Genomic DNA, 18,317 nt, shown 5'->3' with positions numbered 1-18,317 from the left:
CGCGCGCTCCTGCTAAGACATCGAGGGCGAAGAATAGCACGGATGGCCGCACAACCCGGAGGTGCCAAATGCGTAAAAAGATGTAATAATGCAAAATTAGTTGTCTTACATACTCTGACCTGGACGCCGCATGAAGGCACGCATCTGGGGCGCGCGCGGTTCGCTGCCGGTCGCGCTCAATCACAAACAAATCCGCGCCAAGCTGGTGACGGCGCTGGAGGGGGCGATCGGCCGCAACCTGGATACGCCGGGCAAGGTGGCCGATTATGTAGACCATGAGCTGAGCTTCGACGTGCGCGGCACCTACGGCGGCAATTCCAGCTGCGTGGAGGTGGAGGCGTGGCATGCCGGCGTCCACGAGCACATCATCCTCGACCTGGGCTCGGGCGTGCGGCCGCTGGCCGGCGCCAAGCTGGCGCACTACGGTCCGGGCCAGCCGCAGACCTACCATGTGTTCATGTCGCACCTGCACTGGGACCACATCATGGGCTTCCCGTTCTTTACGCCGGCTTATATACCGGGCAACCGCATCATCATCTACGGCTGCCACCGGGAGCTGGAGACGGCGTTCCGCCGCCAGCAGGAGCCGATCAGCTTTCCGGTGCCGTTCGATGAACTGCCGGCGACCATCGAGTTTGTGCAGATGACGCCCGGCGTGCCGTTGCAGCTGCGCGACGTGACGGTGACCGCCAAGCTGCAGCTGCATGCCGGCGACTCCTACGGCTACCGGCTGGAGCAGGGCGGCAAGGCCATGGTCTACAGCACCGACTCCGAACACAAACTGGATAACGCCAGCGAGCACGCGGCCTTCGTCGACTTCTTCCGCGATGCGGACCTGGTGATCTTCGACGCCATGTACACGCTGGAGGACTCGATCTCCGCCAAGGCCGACTGGGGCCATTCCAGCAGTGTGGTGGGGGTGGAGCTCTGCCAATTGGCAGGTGTGCGCCAGCTGTGCCTGTTCCATCATGAACCCATCTACGACGATGCGCGGATTTCGCGGGTGCTGGCCGAAACGCGGCGCTATGCCGAGGTGACCTGCGAGGCGCCGCTGGAGATCGTCTCGGCCTACGACGGCATGGAAATCACGCTGTAGCCGCCTTACGCCTTACAATAGCGGCTGCATCATCTCCATCACATCACAGGACCACGCATGACCGAGTTTTCCACCGATATCTACACCGAACCGTCGCCGGTCGACGTCAACACCTTGAACAACCTCGGGCCGCTGACGCCGATGGCCGGGATCTGGAAGGGTGAGCGCGGACTGGATACCAAGCCGAAGGCGGACGGCGCGCGCAAGCAGGCGTATGTCGAGCGCATCGAACTGTATCCGATCGACCCGGTCACCAACGGTCCGCAGCTGTTCTACGGCCTGCGCTACCTGATCATCATCAACAAGCCGGACAACGTCAAGACCTACCACGAGCAGGTGGGCTACTGGCTGTGGGAGCCGAAGACCAAGACCGTGATCCAGACGCTGGGCATCCCGCGCGGCCAGATCGCCATGGCGTCGGCCGTGGTGGAACCCGACGCAAAGCAATTCGAACTGGTGGCGCGGCTGGAGTCCGATACCTACGGCATCCGTTCCAACCCATTCCTGGAATATGGCTTCAAGACCACCGAGTACCGCATCAAGGTCACCATCAACGACGACGGCACCTGGGGCTACGAGGAAGACACCGTGATGCTGCTGCGCGGCGAGGAAGAGTTCCACCATACCGACCGCAACCTGCTGCACCGCGTGGCCGATCCGCTGCCTAATCCGCTGGCCAGCGGCGTGCCGGCTTAATCGGCCACCGTGTATCGATCGCGGCCATCGCGCTTGGCCGCGTACAGCGCGCTGTCGGCGCGCGCCAGCAGCCCCGCCGGCGTTTCGTCATCGCCTTCATGCAGTGCCAGCCCGATGCTGGTGGTGACGTGGTGCGGCGCGCCCTGCAGCGTGAACGGCGCGTGCATCGCATCGACGATCTTGCCCGCCAGCCGGGCCGCTTCCTCCCCATTCGCCACCTGCTCGAAGACGATGACGAATTCGTCGCCGGCCAGGCGCGCCACCGTGTCCGACGCGCGCACGCTGGCGATCAGGCGGTCGGCGAATTCCTTCAGCACCTGGTCGCCGGCGCCGTGGCCCAGCGTGTCGTTGATCTCCTTGAAGTAGTCGATGTCCAGGTAGGCCAGCGCCAGCGGCTTGCGGTTGCGCCGCGCACGGGCAATGGCCAGCGGCAGCAGTTCTTCGAACATCAGGCGGTTGGCGATGCAGGTCAGGCTGTCGATCCGTGCCAGCTGCGTCAGGCGCTGCTCGATTTCCTTCATGCGCGTGGTGTCGTGCGTCAGCGAATAGATGCCGAGCACCTTGCCTTTCGGTCCCAGCTCCGGCAGGAAAGTGGTTTCCAGCGTGTGCAGGTCGTCGCCGATGCGCGCCTGCAGCTCGTAGGTGGCGGCCTGGCCCTGGTAAGCCTGGTCCAGGTGCGGTTCGGCGAGATGGTATTGCTCGTTGCCGATGCCGTCGATCAGATGGCGGCCGATCAGCGTTTGCGGATCGATGCCGAACCAGTGCTGGAAGGTCGCGTTCATGAACTGGAACTTGCGCTCATGGTCCAGGTAGGCGATCAGCACCGGCAGGTTATCGGTCAGCAGCTTGAGGCGCTTTTCGCTGGCGGCCTGCTGCAGCTCGGCGGTTTTGCGCTCGGTGATGTCGAGCGCCATCAGGTAGAAGCCGGACACGCTGCCGTCGGCGGCGATGTCGGGCACCATGTCGCCCATCATCTGGCGCAGGGAGCCATTGTGGTAGCCCTCGCGCTCATAGTGCACGCGCTGGCCGCGCAGCGCCGCTTCGTTGAAGCAGGCCACGCCGGCCGCAAATTCCTTGCCCATCACTTCGGCGATGGTCTTGCCCAGCATGCTGCGCGGGTCGAGGCCCATCAGGTGGCGGAAATGCTCATTGGTGAAGCGGTAGCGCAGGTCGCTGTCGATGTAGGCGACGATGGCGGGCAGGCTGTCGGCGATGGTGCGCAGGCGCTTTTCGCTGGCGGCGATCTGCTGTTCATACAGCTGGCGTTCGGCCATCATCTCGTGGAATGCGGCGCTCAATTCGCCGATTTCATCGTCGCCCTGGCGTTGCAGTATGCCGATGCCGGCCGCGCCGCTGCGGATGTCGCTGATGTTGCGGTGCAGGCTGCCGAGCGGCTTGAACAGGGTCTGGATCGCCAGCCACGCCATCACGCCGGCAATCGCGGCGAAGACGGCGGCCGCCAGCATCGCGTGCCGGCGCATCTGGATCATCGGCGCGAACGCTTCATCGACCGGGAAGCGGACGCCGATGATCCAGTCGGTCGATTGCAGGTGCTTGTACGCGTAGATGCCTTCGCTGCCTTCCTTGTTGACAGCTTCGGTCCAGCCTTCAAAGCCGCGCAGCGCCATCTCGGTGGCGCGGTTATAGCCGGGACGCGCATTGATGTGTTCCAGCAGGCGCTTGTGGTCGGGATGGTGCAGCAGAATGCCACCGGTGGTCATGATGAACATGAAGCCCGTCTCGCCGGGCTTTTGTTCGGCGATCTGCTCCAGGAATACGGAGTTGGTCAGGTCGATGCTCCCGCCCAGCAGCATCAGGGTGCGGCCCTGCGCGTCGCGCACCGGCTGCAGGATCATGAAGGAGGGCAGGCCGGTCAGCACGCTTTTGTATGGCGGCGAGATCACTGCCTTGCCGGCGGCCAGCGCGCCTTCCAGGTAGGCGCGGGTGCGCGGATTGAGCGTCGGCGTGGCTTCAACATGCTCGCCTTCGGTACGCAGCAGCATGCCCTGGCGATTGAAGATGTGCAGGTTGAGGAACTCCTTGCGCGCCACCGGGTTGCGATCGACAAAGGCCTGCATGGCGGCGGCGTCGTTGCCGGCTTCGCGCGGAATGGTGTCGGCCAGGGTGGCCAGCAGCACCTTGCGCGCGGCGATTTGCGCATCGACCTGTGCGGCGGCGGAGGACAGCAGCGCGAACTGCTGGTTGCCGATCACGCTTTTCATGTCGCGTTCGGCCAGCAGCAGCGCCACCAGCGTGACGATCAGCGTGGCCGCCAGCACCAGCATGACCACCACCACGGTCATGCGGAATTTGAGGCTGCGCGGTAGCGTTGCAAAAACGGCCATGTTGCGGATGGTGATCTGCGGTGAATTCAGTATGTCATACCCTGATGGGCAAAACCAGCAGGTACAATGCGCGCTGCGGCCGCGCCACAGTCGGCGTGCCGTTCTTTACAAGGGATGCGGATTATGCTGCGGGCGATTTTGTGGGATAACGATGGGGTGCTGGTCGATACCGAACAGCTGTTTTACGAGGCCAACCAGGAGTTGTTCCGCCCCTTCGGCCTGGAACTCAGCGCGCAGCATTTTTTCGACTGGTATCTGGCCGATAACTGCGGCGCATGGCATCTGCTGGAGCCGCAACTGACGGCGGAGCAAATGGACGCGGAACGCAGCGGGCGCAATGTGCGTTACGCGGCGCGACTGGCGTCCGAACACATTCCCGCCATCGACGGCGTGGCCGAGGTGCTGGCCGCGCTGGTGCCGCGCCTGCGCATGGGCGTGGTAACCAGCTCAAATAGCGACCATTTCGACATCATCCACCAGCGCCTGGATCTGCGCCAGCATTTTGAATTCGTGCTGACGCACGAGTCGTACACGCACAGCAAACCGTCGCCCGAGCCGTATCTGCTGGGATTGCAGCGCCTGGGCGTGCGCGCCGACGAAGCGCTGGTGGTCGAGGATTCGCCGCGCGGCCTGCAGGCGGCGACGGCGGCCGGCATCCGCTGCATCATCCTGCGCAATGCGCTGACGCGGCACCACGATTTTCCCGGCGCCTGGCGCGTGGTCGACACCATGGCGCAGGTGCGGGCCGAGGTGGAAGCCCTGATGGCCGAGGCCTGACATGGCGCACATCCACCTGTGCTGGGAGCTGGGCGGCGGACTGGGACACGCCGGCCGCCTGAAGATGCTGGCGCAAGCCTTGCTGGCGCGCGGCCACCGCGTGACCATGAGTTTGCGCGATCTGATGCACACGCACGCGCTGCTGGCGGACCTGGAGGTGCCGAAGTTGCAGGCGCCGGTGTGGCTGCATGATGCGGTCGGGCTGCCGACGCCAGGCAATCTGGCGGAGATCCTGTTCCGGTGCGGTTACCTGGAGCCTGCCGCGCTGCATGGCGTGGTGGCAGGCTGGCGCGCGATGTTCGCGCTGCTGCAGCCGGACATGGTGGTGGCCGACTTTGCGCCGACCGCCTTGCTGGCCGCGCGCAGCATGGGCTTGCGCACCGCGTCGGTGGGCAATGGCTTCAACACGCCGCCGCGCGGACAGCCGCTGCCGGCCTTGCAGCAGGCGCCCGCCGGGCGCCTGGAAGCGTCGGCAGCGCGCATGCTGGCGACCGCCAATGCGGTGCTGGCGGCGTTTGGCGCCGCGCCTTACGTGCAGGCGGCGGATGTCTTCGTCGGCGACTTGCCGCTGCTGTGCACCTGGCCGGAGCTGGATCACTATGCGCGCGAGGCGGCCGGCGAACAGTGGCTGGGACCGAACTTCGTCGATGGCGGCGGCATCGCGCCGCACTGGCCAGAGGGCGAGGGCGCCAGGGTGTACGCCTATCTGAAGGCATCGCATCCGGCGCATGGCGCGGTGCTGAAGGCATTGGTGGAAGAGGGCTGCCGCGTGCTGGCCTATGTGCCGGAAGTGGCGGCCGGCGCGCAGCCGCCCGTGGTCAGCGAACGCTTGCTGTATGCCGATGCGCCGCTGTCGCTGGCGCCGACGCTGGCGGCTGCCGAGCTGTGCGTCTGCCACGCGGGCGAGGCCACGCTGGCGCAGGCGCTGCTGGCCGGCGTGCCGTTGCTGATGCTGCCGTCGCACACCGAACAATTCCTCACCGCGCGCCGCGTCGCCATGTCCGGCGCCGGCTATAACGCGGCCTTGTTGACGCCCGCATCGGACTGGCGCGCGGCGGTGCGCGGCATGCTGGACGATGCGCGCTTTGGCGCGGCGGCGCGGGCCTTCGCCGCGCGCCACCGGGACTTCGACCAGCGGCGGATGAATGCGCAGCTTACGGCGCTGCTAGAACGGCATCTGGCCTAGCGCTGCGGCGGTGCGCGCCTGGCGCGCCAGCGCTGGCGCCATCCAGCTTGAAGACGCTGACCGCGTCCACCAGATGCGTGGCCTGTTCCTGCATGGTCACGGCGGCGGCGGACGCCTGTTCCACCAGCGCGGCGTTCTGCTGCGTGGTCTGATCCATCTCCGTGATGGCGCCGTTGATGTGCTCAATGCCGGACAGCTGCTCCTGGCTGGCGGAGGCGATTTCGCCCATGATGTCGGTAACGCGGCGCACGCTGGCGACGATTTCTTCCATCGTGGCGCCGGCTTCGTCGACCAGGCGCGCGCCGGCATCGACCTTGTCGACCGAGTCCCCGATCAGTTCCTTGATCTCCTTGGCGGCGGCGGCCGAGCGCTGCGCGAGGTTGCGCACTTCGGTGGCCACCACCGCGAAGCCGCGTCCCTGTTCGCCGGCGCGCGCCGCTTCCACGGCGGCGTTCAGCGCCAGGATATTGGTCTGGAAGGCGATACCATCAATCACGCCGATGATGTCGACGATCTTGCGCGACGAGGCGTTGATCGACGCCATGGTGTCCACCACCTGCGCCACCACTGCGCCGCCTTTGCCGGCGACGTCGGAGGCCGATCGCGCCAGCTGGTTGGCCTGGTTGGCGTTGGAGGCGTTCAGCTTGACGGTGGACGTCAGCTCCTCCATCGACGATGCGGTTTCTTCCAGCGAGCCGGCCTGGCGTTCGGTGCGCGCCGACAGATCCAGATTGCCGGCGGCGATTTCGGCCGACGCGGTGCCGATCGAATCCGTGCCCTTGCGGACTTCGGAGACGATGCCGATCAGGCTGGCGTTCATTTCGCGCAGCGCGGCGGACAGCTGGCCGACTTCATCGCGGGTGCGTACCTGGATGTCCGAGCGGAGGTCGCCGCCGGCCACCGTGCGCGCGATGCGCACCGCGTAGCTGATCGGCCGCACAATGCTGCGCGTGACATACCAGCCGGCGAACAGGCCCAATGCTGCGCCGGCCACGCCCAGTGCGATCATCAGCATGCTGGAGACGCTGGCGGTGTGCTGTGCGTTGTCACTGGAGTCGCGCATCAGCTGCACCTGGAATTCGATCAGCTTGTCCAGCGCCGCGATATAGGCCGCTTGTGCCGGCCGCACTTTTTGCAGCAGCAGGGTGGCGGCGGCTTCCTTGTTGCCGGATTTGACGGCGTTGACCATCTGGTCGCGCAGCGGCGAATAGGCGGCGCGGGCGTCGCCGAGTTCCTTGAACAGCGCCAGTCCTTTTGGCTGGTGCAGCACGCCGCCCAGCTTGTCGAGCAGGGCGCCGATTTCCTGGCTGCGCTGGGCGATGGCGGCGTATTCGGCGCCGGCTTCGGAGGCGTCGACCAGCAGCAGGTCGCGCAGGCCGCGCGACTGTTGCGACACATGGTCTTTCACGTCATTCAACAGACCGATTTTCATGTAGCGGTCTTCGATCGTCAGATTGATTTCGTTGCTGGTGGCGCGCAAACCCAAGGCGCCAACCGTCACCACTATCGCCATCAACAGGGTGGACAGCGAGAACGCGATGGTAAGCCGGTGACCGATCTTCAGATTGGATATATTCATAATTCGTTATAGTTATCGTTGCCAGTGAGAACGCAAAGTTTAGTCGGAAAATACATGCCAGCCTAGTAATATTCCTTGAAGGAATTAATATAGTTCCATGGCGTGCAACAGCTTGTAAAGCACCCCTGTCCAGATGTATAATTGCAAGCAGTGTTGCCGCATTTGAAATAAAACATTGCCTTGGTAGGGCTGGATGTTTTGAGAGGGCTGGCGTTCGATTGAACGCCAGCCCTTTTTGTTTCTTGGGTGCTCCGCTAGAATGCCGCCGACCTCATCAACACTAGGAAACTATGCAACTGATTCAGCGTTCCGTGGCCGCCGCCACGCTGGCGTGCGGCCTGCTGGCCGTCGGCCTGGCTGCCGCCGGCGAATGCCCGGCTTTCTACGTCGACGGCCGCCTGCCGGAAATCCGCAACACCAGGATGGCTGCCGCCACCACCGAGCTGTGCTACGGCGTGTTCGGCGTCATGCATTCCGGGATCACCCGCACGCCGCTGTGGTCGGCCGAGCATCTGACGGCGCAAAACGTCGATGCCGCCAAGACCCTGTCGCGCGAGAATTCCTTCCATCCCGAAGAGCGGTTGCCGGCGAGTGCCCGCGCCGAGCTGTCCGATTACGCCCGTAGCGGCTACGACCGCGGCCATATGGCGCCGAACGGCGACATGCCGGACCGCGAGACGCAGCACGAAAGCTTCACGCTTGCCAACATGGTGCCGCAGGACGGCGATGTGAACCGTCACATCTGGGCCGGCATCGAAGGCGTGGTGCGCAAGATGGCGCAGAAGGAGGGCGACCTGTACGTGATTACCGGTCCGGCCTTCATCGGCGGCAATCTGCGCAAGGTGGGCAATGTGCTGGTGCCGAGCCATGTGTATAAACTGGTGTACAGCCCGCGCCAGCAGGCCGGCGCCGCCTTCTTCATCGAGAACCGCGACGGCGCGCAGTATGAGATGCTGAGCATCGCCCAGCTGGAAGACAAGGTGGGCATCAATCTGCTGCCGTCGCTGACGCCGGCGCAGAAAAGCGTGTTGCTGCGCGTGCCGAAAGTGCGTCAACGTAAAGACGGGAGCAAGTAATGAGCAAATTTGTGCCGTATAAAAATGAGTCGGACGTGCTGCATGTCGGCGGCCTGACGGTGGAAAACCGCCTCGACCGCATCACCCTCAGCGGCGATATCGACCTGACCGCCGACCAGGCCGGCCTGGCCAACGCCCGCACGCTGCAGCTGCTGCTTGCCGATGTGGTCGCCAAGCTGGAAGCGCAGCCCTTGCCGGCCACGCTGCCGCCGGCCGCCAATACCATTGTTGCCAATCCTTTTAACTGACTTGTTGCGTGAAAGCATCCTTTTGTGTAAACCATACGTCAATGGGGCGCAGGAGTGGTATTCTCCCAAGACTTGTTTAACAGCCTGAAGACTGCGTCATGAGCCTCACAACCGGAAATAATTCGATCGACTCGCTGGTCTACAGCAGCTGGAACAGCAAGGCGGGCCAGCCGGTCAGCCTGACCTACAGTTTTTTGACCAGCGTGCCGGCCGACGCCACCGCCGAAGACGCCAGCGGCTTCGCCGCGATGACTGCGACGCAGCAGCAGGGCGTGCGCACCGCGCTGGCCACCTGGGCGGCAGTGGCCAACATCACCTTCCGCGAGGTGGCGTCGAATGGCGATATCCAGCTGGGCACCAATGACCAGGGCAACAACAGCAGCGGCTACGCCTATCTGCCGGACGGCGTCAACTCCGTCCAGCTGTACACCAATAACAAGGATGCCTTCAACTTCAGCTTTGCCGCCGGCGATTTCGGCATCGCGGTGCTGATCCACGAGCTTGGCCATACGCTCGGGCTGAAGCATCCGGGCAACTACAATTCCGCAGGTGGCGATATCGACGGCCCGTTCCTGCCGGCCGCTACCGACAATATTGATTACTCGCAGATGTCCTACAACGTCGGTTCGGGCTTCAAGCTGAACGGCAATTACGGCATCACGCCGATGCTGTACGACATCCAGGCCATGCAGTACCTGTATGGCGCGAACATGAGCTACCACACCGGCGCCGACACCTACAGCTTCAGCAAGGATGCGGCGCTGCAATGCATCTGGGATGCGGGCGGCGCCGACACCTTCGATTTTTCCGCCTGCACCGACGCCACGGTCATCAATCTGAACGCCGGCACCTTCAGCTCCACCGCGCCGGGCTACAACAATATTTCGATCGCTTACAACGTGACGATTGAGCGCGCCATTGCCGGCAGCGGCGGCTCGACCATCTACGCCAATGCGGCGGGCAATGTCATCACCGGCGGCGCCGGCAATGACGTGATTTACGAGGGCGCCGGCAACGACCAGATCACCGGCAACGGCGGCAGCGATACCGTGGTGTTCGGCAAAGCGCTGGCGTCCTACACGCTGAGCGGCAGCATCAACACGCTGACCGTCAGCGGCGACGGCGTCGATACCTTGCAGGGCATCGCCAAGCTGCAATTCAGCGACGCCACCATTCAGCTGTCCAGCTACAACGCGTTGGTGTCCGGCACGGCCGGCAACGATGTGCTGACCGCCGGTTCCGGCAACCAGCTGGTGTTCGGCGGCGCGGGCGTGGATACGCTGAAACTGAGCGGCAGCGTGACCAATTACTCGCTGTCGGCCAGCGGCGCGACGGTGACACTGAAAGATTTGAGCGGCAGCGGCGTCACCGACCTGCTGACTGGCGTGGAACGCCTGGAATTTGCCGATGGCGGCCTGGCGCTGGATGTCAATGGCACCGCCGGCAGCATCTATCGCCTGTATAACGCGGCACTCAACCGCGCACCGGACGATGCCGGCATGGGATTCTTCCTGCCGAAGATGGACAACGGTTACGATCTGGTGTCGCTCGCGGCCGGCTTCGTGGGCAGCGATGAATTTGTGCGCATTTACGGCGCCAATAGCACCGATAACACTTTTGTTACGTTGTTGTACAACAACGTGCTGCACCGCGCACCGGATGCCGCCGGCCTTCAATTGTGGCTGAACGCGTTGTCTCATGGAATGTCGCGTGCAGCGCTGCTGGTCGGCTTCTCGGAATCGGCGGAAGGCATTGAGCTGATGAGTCACGTCATCCCGGTCGGCATTCCCTACACGCCTTACCACGCCTAATCCGCTCCCGGCAGGCTGATGCGGTTGCGGCCCATGTGCTTGGCGCGGTAGAGCGCCGAGTCGGCCGTTGCCACCAACTGACTGGGATCGTTTTCTGGCGCCGCCAGCGCGGTCGCCGCGCCTATGCTCACCGTCACCACATGCTGCTTGCTGCCCAGGTTGGGCAGCCGCAGCTGTTCGACCCGGCAGCGGATGCGCTCGGCCACGATGGCCGCTCCCTTGAGCGACTGATTCGGCAGGATGACGGCGAATTCCTCCCCGCCGTAACGCGCCACCAGGTCGTTGGCCCGCATCTCGCTGGAGACGGCGCTGGCGATGCGTTGCAGGCATTCGTCGCCGCCCAGGTGGCCGTAGGCGTCGTTGTACTGCTTGAAGTTGTCGACATCCACCATCAGCAGCGATAGCGGCTGCTGGTTGCGCAGCGCGCGCTGCCATTCGGCGTTCAAGGTGTCGTCGAAGCAGCGGCGATTGGCCAGGCCGGTCAGGCCGTCGCGCGTGGCCAGCTGTTCCAGCGCCACCTGCGCGCGCTTTTCGTCGGTGACGTCGCGCAGCGTTTCCACCACCGCCACCAGCTTGCCTTCGCTGTCGAAGATCGGGCTGGCGTCGGCCGCCAGGTAGCGGCGCCGGCCTACGCGCGGCATGTCGCACCAGTTTTCCGCGCACAGGTTGTTGTCGGCCTCGTGGCGGCGCGCGTGCTGGCGGTACAGCCGGTGCAGTTCGGCGCTGCGGCCCTGGATCACCAGGTCGGCCAGCGTGGGGCGTTGTTCTTCGTAAAAACTCTTCCAGTGATCGGCGGTGCCCAGCACTTCCCACGCCGGCACGCCGGTCAGGCGCTCGCAGGCGCGGTTCCAGATGATGACCCGGCATTGCGTGTCGATGACAAAGGTGGGGATCACCAGCAGTTCCATCAGCTTGAGGGCAAAGCCGTGCTGCTGGTCTGCCTGCGAAAATTCCATCACGTGCTGGATTTTTTGTGTTCCGGTCATGGCGCGCCTTGGTTTTCAGGGAAGAGGGAAGGACATGGTCAGCGCCGTGCCGACGCCCGGCGTGCTGGCGATGTCGAAGCGGCCGCCGGCCTCCGCCACGCGCTGGGCGATGCCGCGCAGGCCGTGGCCCCGGCGGCCGGCGCCGGCTAGCTGCTGCGCCAGGCCGATGCCGTTGTCGCGCACGGTCAGGCTCAGGCTGTGCTCCTGGCGGCACAGGCCGACGCAGACTTCGGACGCCTGCGCGTGCCGCACGATGTTGCTCAGCGATTCCTGCAGCACGCGGTAGACTACGTGGCCGACGCCGACCTCCGGCGCGGCGGCAAAGACTTCGGGTGCGGCGTCCAGCCGGCAGCGAATGCCGCTCAGCCGGGAGAACTGGTCGATCTGCTGCTGCACCGCGCCTTCCAGTCCGGATTCCAGCGCCTCGTCCGGCAAGTCGCGGATGATGGCGCGCATGGCCCGGGTGGCGTGCTGGATGCGTTGTTCCAGCGCGGCCAGCGGCGTTTTCAATGCGGGATACTGGCGCGCCAGGGCGGCTGCGTCTATGCTGAGAGCCATCAGGCGCTGGCCCAGGTCATCGTGCAGGTCGCGCGCGATGCGGCGGCGGTCGGCGTCACGCAGCGATTGCTGGGTGGCGCTGAGACGCGCCACCTGGCGGCGGGCGTCGGCCAGGGCGCGGCGCATGTCGCCGCGCTGTCGCCACCATAGCCACAGGCAGGCGGCGAGGGCCGCCGCGCAGAAGCTGGCGCAGACGACGTCGATTTCGAGGAGAGAAGGCGCATAGCTCATGGTGTATCGTCCCAGGGTGGACCCACCGATGACCTTAGCGTGCTTGTCTTGCGGAAGCATTGTGAAATGTCAACTTCAGGTGCTGCTATCCGGAAATCCGCAGCGTGAGATATAATCGAGGGTTGTCCTATCAGGAACTATCGTGACTTACAGCATCAAAGAGATTTTCTACACGTTGCAGGGTGAGGGCGCCCACGCCGGCCGCCCGGCGGTGTTCTGCCGCTTTTCCGGCTGCAACCTGTGGACCGGCCGCGAGAGCGACCGCGCCAGCGCCATTTGCCAGTTCTGCGATACCGACTTTGTCGGCACCGACGGCGAAGGCGGCGGCAAGTTCAAGACGCCTGAACAACTGGCCGCGACCATCAACGCGCTGTGGCCGGAAACTTATACCGCCAGCAAGTACGTGGTGTTCACCGGCGGCGAGCCGCTGCTGCAACTGGACAAGCCGCTGATCGACGCCATGCACGCGGTCGGCTTCACCATTGCGATTGAAACCAACGGTACCCTGCCGGTGCCGGAAGGCGTGGACTGGATCTGCGTCAGCCCGAAAATGGGGTCGGAACTGGTGGTCAGGAAGGGCAGTGAAATCAAGGTCGTGATCCCGCAGACCAACCAGGATCTGTCGGTCTACGAGCAGCTGGACTTCGAGAATTTCTTCGTGCAGGCCATGGACGGCCCGCTGGCCGAATTCAACACCAGGCTGGCGATCGAGACCTGCAAGCGCAACCCGAAGTGGAAGCTGAGCTTGCAAACCCATAAACTTTTACAGATACCATAATTAATGCTGACCATTACCCGCAAGCTGGAATTCGACGCCGGCCACCGTATTCCCGACCACAAGAGCCAGTGCCGCAACCTGCACGGCCACCGCTACACGCTGGAAATCACCCTGACCGGCAACATCATCGACGTCGAGGGCAATTCCGACAACGGCATGATCATGGACTTTTCGGACATCAAGGCGCTGGCCAAGGAACACCTGGTCGACGTCTGGGACCACGCCTTCATCGTCTATGAGAAGGATGCGTCGGTGCGTGATTTCCTGGCATCGCTGCCGGACCACAAGACCGTGGTGATCGACCGCATCCCGACCGTGGAAAACCTGGCGCAGGTGGCGTTCGGCATCCTGAAGGCGGCCTACAAGGACCGCTACGGCACCGGCCTGCACCTGCACAAGCTGGTGCTGCACGAAACCCCGAACTGCTGGGCCGAGATCACCGATGGTGCCTGACACCTACATGCAGCTGGCGCTGGAACAGGCGCAGCAAGCGTGGGACCTGGGCGAGGTGCCGGTTGGCGCCGTCGTCGTCAAGGATGGCGAGGTGATCGCCGTCGGCTGCAACCAGCCGATCGGCAAGCACGATCCGACCGCGCACGCGGAAATTGTCGCCTTGCGCGCGGCCGCCGAAAAGCTGGGCAATTACCGTTTGCCGGGCTGCGAGCTGTATGTGACGTTGGAACCGTGCGTGATGTGCTCGGGCGCGATGATGCACGCGCGCCTGGCCAAGGTGGTGTACGGCGCCACCGATCCGAAGACCGGCGCCTGCGGCTCGGTCGTCAACCTGTTCGAGCAGGAGCAGCTGAATCACCACACCGAAATCGTCGGCGGCGTGATGGCGGAGGAGTGCGGCGCCATGCTGAAGAACTTCTTCGCCGCCCGTCGCGCCGCCGCGACAGCAGCCAGACGCGCCACGCAGGAATAAAAATGGTATGCTAAATCCCAAGTGTGATTTGGGAGACAGCCTTGGCCAGCGTGCAAGCAAACGGCATCACGATTGCCTACGAAACCAGTGGGAATCCGGTTGATCCGCCGGTGCTGCTGATCATGGGGTTGGGCATGCAGCTGATCGCCTGGCCGAAGGATATGGTCGATGGGCTGGTGGAGCAGGGTTATTACGTGATCCGCTTCGACAACCGCGATATCGGCCTGTCCACCAAGATGCGCCAGCACAAGAAGCCCAACCTGGTCTGGGCTTATCTGAAGTCCCTGGTCGGCCTGAAACAGGCGACCGCCTACACTCTTTACGATATGGCCGACGACGCCGTCGCCTTGCTCGACGCGCTGGGCCTGGCACGCGCGCACCTGGTCGGCGTTTCCATGGGCGGCATGATTGCCCAGATTATGGCGGCGCGTTTCCCGGACCGTACACTCAGCCTCACCTCCATCATGTCCACCAGCGGCCGGCGCGGCTTGCCGGGGCCGACCGCGTCCGCGCGCAACGCGATGATGCGGTCCGGCGATCCGAGCGACCGCAAGGCGACGGTGGACCGCATCGTTAATGTGTACAAGGTGATCGGCAGTCCGTCGTTCCCGACGCCGGAGCGCGTGATGCGCGCCAATATCGAGCGGGCGATCGACCGTGGCGCCAATCCGGACGGCGTGGCGCGGCAGATGGTGGCCGTCGTGGCGGCCGGCGACCGCACGGCGCTGTTGCGCAAGATACGCTGTCCGGCCATGGTGATCCACGGCGCCGCCGATCCGCTGCTGCCGGTGGCCTGCGGCGTCGACACGGCGCAGGCGATACCGGGCGCGCGCCTGCACATCATCGAAGGCATGGGACACGACTTGCCGCAGCAGCTGATCGAACGCCTGCTTGCCTTGCTCGACCAACACCTGCGCGGTAATATGACGGCGGAACTTCCTCCGCTGGCTCCGCATCGGGCGGGCAGCGGCACCCATCACTGACAGAGATATTTTGAGCACTCCACAAATCGGCATCGCGATTGCCGCACCCAGCGGCCGCGCGCCGGACAACGACGCGCTTCAGCGCGGCGTGCAGCGCCTTGAACAGCAAGGCTTCCTGGTCCACAACTACTATGACGACGACAAGCGCTTCCAGCGCTTCGGCGGCACGGATGAATGGCGTCTGGCGCAGCTGAACGCGGCGGCGGCGGACCCGCAGGTGCAGGTGGTGATCGCGCTGCGCGGCTCCTACGGCATGTCGCGTCTGCTGCCGATGATCGATTTTCACCAGATGGCGGACAGCGGCAAGCTGTTTGTCGGCTACAGCGATTTCACGGCGTTCCAGATGCCGCTGCTGAAGCAGACCGGCCGCATCAGCTTTGGCGGTCCGATGATCTGCGACGATTTTATCCGCGACGAGCCGGTAGCGTACACGCTGAACCAGTTCTGGGATTGCCTGCGCGGACCGGTGCACACGGTGCGCGGCGCGGTTGCCGAGGGCGTGGCGGACAATCCGGTGGTGGACGTCAGCGGCAAGCTGTGGGGCGGCAATCTGGCGATGATGGTGAGCCTGCTCGGCACACCGTATTTCCAGGCGCTGGAGGGCGGGATTTGCTTCATCGAGGACATCAGCGAACATCCGTACCGCGTCGAGCGCATGGTGCTGCAACTGTTTTATGCCGGCGCGCTGGACGGCCAGCGCGCGCTGGTGCTGGGCGATTTCTCCGGCTACAAGCTGGCGCCGCTGGACAACGGCTATGACTTCGACGCCATGCTGGCCTACCTGCGCGAGCGGCTGCCGATCCCGGTGCTGACCGGCCTGCCGTTCGGCCACATCAAGGAACGCGCCACCCTGCCATACGGCGGCGGCGCGCACCTGGTGTCCACCGAACGCGCATTCGACCTGACGATCAGCGATTATCCGACCCTGGGTTGATGGCCGGCCGCAAGGCGCGAACTTCGCGCCCCAGTGCATCGACATTCTGGGCGAGGGACTGAATCTGGCCTTGGGTGGAGGTGTAAAGATAGACGGATATCGAGGTGGTGACGGTCATGATGATCGCCAGGCCGGTGAGCATGATGCCGATGCACCATTTGAGTACCTCGGCTTGGCCGCGCAATAGCCGAGTTTCCATCTCGGCAAGACGAGCGATGATGTGCGCCTCCATTTCGGCCAGCCGGAAGTGAGTCATGCCGTAATACGCGCGCGTTTGAGCGGCGATCTGGTCGCGGCTGGCGTCCACATAATCTTTGATTGACGGCGTATCCATCGGCCTAGTCTGCGTCGGGTCCAGTACACTGTCAATCCGCGTCCGGCGGTGATTTGAGGTGTATTAAGCTGGTGTAAGTGCTTGTTTTATATGGGCTTACACGCGATCTGGCCTGCTTGCTGTATAATTTCTCCTTTCGCTCTATCTATTCTGCAAAGTCCAACTCCAAATGCTCAGTACCGCAAACATCACGATGCAATTCGGCGCCAAGCCGCTGTTTGAAAACATCTCCGTCAAATTCGGCGATGGCAACCGTTATGGCCTGATCGGCGCCAACGGCTGCGGCAAGTCCACCTTCATGAAAATCCTCGGCGGCGACCTCGATCCGTCGGCAGGCAACGTGATGCTGGACGTGAACGAACGCCTGGGCAAGCTGCGTCAGGATCAGTTTGCGTACGAAGACATGCGCGTGCTGGACGTGGTCATGATGGGCCACACCGAGATGTGGGCCGCCATCGCCGAACGCGACGCGATCTACGCCAACCCGGACGCCACCGACGACGACTACATGAAGGCCGCCGATCTGGAAGGCAAAGTCTCGGAATACGATGGCTACACCGCCGAATCGCGCGCCGGCGAACTGCTGCTGGGCGTTGGCATCAGCATCGACCTGCACCAGGGCCCGATGAGCGCCGTGTCGCCAGGCTGGAAGCTGCGTGTGCTGCTGGCGCAGGCCCTGTTCTCGAACCCGGACATCCTGCTGCTCGACGAACCGACCAATAACCTGGACATCAACACCATCCGCTGGCTGGAAGATGTGCTCAACGAGCGCAACTCCACCATGATCATCATTTCCCACGATCGCCACTTCCTGAACCAGGTGTGCACCCACGTGGCCGACATGGATTACGGTACGCTGAAGATCTACCCAGGCAATTACGACGACTACATGCTGGCCTCGACGCAAGCGCGCAACCAGCAGCTGGCCAACAACGCCAAGGCGAAAGAGAAAGTCGCCGAGCTGCAGGACTTCGTGCGCCGCTTCTCGGCCAACAAGTCCAAGGCCCGCCAGGCCACCTCGCGCGCCAAGATGATCGACAAGATCAAGGTCGAAGACATCAAACCGTCGTCGCGCGCCTATCCGTTCGTGCGTTTCGAAGGCGAGAAGAAGCTGCACCGCCTGGCCGTGGAAACCGACAGCATCAGCAAAAAATACGACCGCACGCTGTTCAACAACTTCAGCATCATGGTTGAAGCGGGCGAACGCATCGCCATCATCGGCGCCAACGGCGCCGGTAAGACCACGCTGTTGCGCTGCATCGGCGGCGACGACATCGCCGGCCTGCACGCCGATCACGGCACCGTCAAGTGGGCGGAAAACGCCAACGTCGGCTACATGCCGCAGGATCCGACCGAAGATTTCGCCACCGATATCTCGCTGACCGACTGGATGGGCAAATGGACCAAGGAAGGCGATGACGACCAGGCCGTGCGCTCGATCCTGGGTCGCCTGCTGTTCGGCGGCGACGAGGTGAAGAAGTCGGTGCGCGTGCTGTCCGGTGGTGAAAAGGGCCGCATGATGTACGGTAAGCTGATGCTGGGCCGTCACAACGTGCTGCTGCTCGATGAACCCACCAACCACATGGACATGGAATCGATCGAGTCGCTGAACATCGCGCTTGATAAATACGCCGGCACCCTGATCTTCGTCTCGCACGACCGCGAATTCGTGTCGTCGCTGGCCAATCGCATCATCGAGATCAAGGACAATGAAGTCGTCGACTTCCGCGGCAACTACGAAGAGTATCTGACCAGCCAGGGTATCGCCTAAAGA

General features: G+C 63.7%; 18 protein-coding genes. 13 read left to right on the top strand and 5 right to left on the bottom strand.

The window, feature by feature from the left end:
• The first annotated feature begins 130 nt into the window (after positions 1 to 130).
• Together GJ698_RS02600 and GJ698_RS02595 are read left to right on the top strand one after the other, a co-directional pair.
• Entirely contained in the window at positions 131 to 1,096 is a 966-nt protein-coding gene (locus GJ698_RS02600) for an MBL fold metallo-hydrolase (protein ID WP_154356007.1), read from the top strand.
• A gap of 57 nt (positions 1,097 to 1,153) precedes the next feature.
• Positions 1,154 to 1,792: an FABP family protein gene (locus GJ698_RS02595; RefSeq protein ID WP_154356006.1), complete on the top strand. Its 639-nt coding sequence runs from the start codon at positions 1,154 to 1,156 to the stop codon at positions 1,790 to 1,792.
• Here the strand turns inward: GJ698_RS02595 and GJ698_RS02590 are convergent.
• Positions 1,789 to 4,137, bottom strand: coding sequence for a sensor domain-containing diguanylate cyclase (locus GJ698_RS02590; protein ID WP_229259796.1), 2,349 nt, complete (start codon positions 4,135 to 4,137; stop codon positions 1,789 to 1,791). The genes GJ698_RS02595 and GJ698_RS02590 overlap by 4 nt on opposite strands.
• Positions 4,138 to 4,260: 123 nt before the next feature.
• Here GJ698_RS02590 and GJ698_RS02585 point away from each other — a divergent pair, with 123 nt between their 5' ends.
• Positions 4,261 to 4,914: an HAD family hydrolase gene (locus GJ698_RS02585; RefSeq protein ID WP_154356005.1), complete on the top strand. Its 654-nt coding sequence runs from the start codon at positions 4,261 to 4,263 to the stop codon at positions 4,912 to 4,914.
• Between the two features lies 1 nt (position 4,915).
• Positions 4,916 to 6,100 (top strand): glycosyltransferase, encoded by a 1,185-nt coding sequence (locus GJ698_RS02580; protein ID WP_154356004.1) that lies wholly within the window; start codon positions 4,916 to 4,918, stop codon positions 6,098 to 6,100.
• On the opposite strand, the gene GJ698_RS31235 is transcribed toward GJ698_RS02580, so the two are convergent.
• Positions 6,069 to 7,679, bottom strand: coding sequence for a methyl-accepting chemotaxis protein (locus GJ698_RS31235; protein WP_154356003.1), 1,611 nt, complete (start codon positions 7,677 to 7,679; stop codon positions 6,069 to 6,071). The two genes, GJ698_RS02580 and GJ698_RS31235, sit on opposite strands and share 32 nt — an antisense overlap.
• A 290-nt stretch (positions 7,680 to 7,969) precedes the next feature.
• Here GJ698_RS31235 and GJ698_RS02570 point away from each other — a divergent pair, with 290 nt between their 5' ends.
• The 3 genes from GJ698_RS02570 to GJ698_RS02560 all read left to right on the top strand — a co-directional run bounded on the left by GJ698_RS02570 (position 7,970) and on the right by GJ698_RS02560 (position 10,814).
• On the top strand, positions 7,970 to 8,755 hold the full coding sequence (locus tag GJ698_RS02570; RefSeq protein WP_154356002.1) for a DNA/RNA non-specific endonuclease: 786 nt from the start codon (positions 7,970 to 7,972) through the stop codon (positions 8,753 to 8,755).
• Positions 8,755 to 9,003, top strand: a complete 249-nt coding sequence (locus tag GJ698_RS02565) for a hypothetical protein (protein WP_154356001.1) — start codon at positions 8,755 to 8,757, stop codon at positions 9,001 to 9,003. The genes GJ698_RS02570 and GJ698_RS02565 overlap by 1 nt, the downstream gene beginning before the upstream one ends.
• A 98-nt stretch (positions 9,004 to 9,101) precedes the next feature.
• Positions 9,102 to 10,814 (top strand): DUF4214 domain-containing protein, encoded by a 1,713-nt coding sequence (locus GJ698_RS02560; protein WP_154356000.1) that lies wholly within the window; start codon positions 9,102 to 9,104, stop codon positions 10,812 to 10,814.
• Here GJ698_RS02560 and GJ698_RS02555 read toward each other — a convergent pair.
• Positions 10,811 to 11,800, bottom strand: coding sequence for a GGDEF domain-containing protein (locus tag GJ698_RS02555; protein ID WP_229259795.1), 990 nt, complete (start codon positions 11,798 to 11,800; stop codon positions 10,811 to 10,813). The two genes, GJ698_RS02560 and GJ698_RS02555, sit on opposite strands and share 4 nt — an antisense overlap.
• 15 nt (positions 11,801 to 11,815) lie before the next feature.
• A complete protein-coding gene (locus tag GJ698_RS02550; RefSeq protein WP_154355999.1) occupies positions 11,816 to 12,589 on the bottom strand; it encodes a sensor histidine kinase in 774 nt (257 codons plus the stop codon).
• A gap of 142 nt (positions 12,590 to 12,731) precedes the next feature.
• Between GJ698_RS02550 and queE the strand changes: the two genes are divergently transcribed.
• The 5 genes from queE to ldcA are packed head-to-tail and all read left to right on the top strand — an operon-like array spanning position 12,732 to position 16,209.
• Positions 12,732 to 13,367 (top strand): 7-carboxy-7-deazaguanine synthase, encoded by a 636-nt coding sequence (queE, locus tag GJ698_RS02545; RefSeq protein ID WP_371865106.1) that lies wholly within the window; start codon positions 12,732 to 12,734, stop codon positions 13,365 to 13,367.
• Between the two features lie 3 nt (positions 13,368 to 13,370).
• A complete protein-coding gene (gene queD / locus GJ698_RS02540; protein ID WP_154355998.1) occupies positions 13,371 to 13,820 on the top strand; it encodes a 6-carboxytetrahydropterin synthase QueD in 450 nt (149 codons plus the stop codon).
• Complete coding sequence (gene tadA / locus GJ698_RS02535; protein WP_229259794.1) at positions 13,810 to 14,292, top strand: tRNA adenosine(34) deaminase TadA; 483 nt, start codon at positions 13,810 to 13,812, stop codon at positions 14,290 to 14,292. The genes queD and tadA overlap by 11 nt, the downstream gene beginning before the upstream one ends.
• A gap of 41 nt (positions 14,293 to 14,333) precedes the next feature.
• On the top strand, positions 14,334 to 15,275 hold the full coding sequence (locus GJ698_RS02530) for an alpha/beta fold hydrolase (RefSeq protein ID WP_154355997.1): 942 nt from the start codon (positions 14,334 to 14,336) through the stop codon (positions 15,273 to 15,275).
• 10 nt (positions 15,276 to 15,285) lie between these two features.
• Entirely contained in the window at positions 15,286 to 16,209 is a 924-nt protein-coding gene (ldcA, locus tag GJ698_RS02525; RefSeq protein WP_154355996.1) for a muramoyltetrapeptide carboxypeptidase, read from the top strand.
• Here ldcA and GJ698_RS02520 read toward each other — a convergent pair.
• Complete coding sequence (locus tag GJ698_RS02520; RefSeq protein ID WP_154355995.1) at positions 16,184 to 16,543, bottom strand: hypothetical protein; 360 nt, start codon at positions 16,541 to 16,543, stop codon at positions 16,184 to 16,186. The genes ldcA and GJ698_RS02520 overlap by 26 nt on opposite strands.
• Before the next feature lie 169 nt (positions 16,544 to 16,712).
• On the opposite strand from GJ698_RS02520, the gene GJ698_RS02515 reads away from it, so the two are divergent.
• A complete protein-coding gene (locus tag GJ698_RS02515) occupies positions 16,713 to 18,314 on the top strand; it encodes an ABC-F family ATPase (RefSeq protein ID WP_154355994.1) in 1,602 nt (533 codons plus the stop codon).
• The last annotated feature ends 3 nt before the right edge of the window (positions 18,315 to 18,317 follow it).

Origin of the sequence: Duganella aquatilis, assembly GCF_009674565.1 — a bacterium.
Lineage (GTDB): Bacteria > Pseudomonadota > Gammaproteobacteria > Burkholderiales > Burkholderiaceae_D > Rugamonas > Rugamonas aquatilis.
Note: the sequence above shows the minus strand (reverse complement) of the source record. Positions and strands in the feature narration are given on the sequence as shown.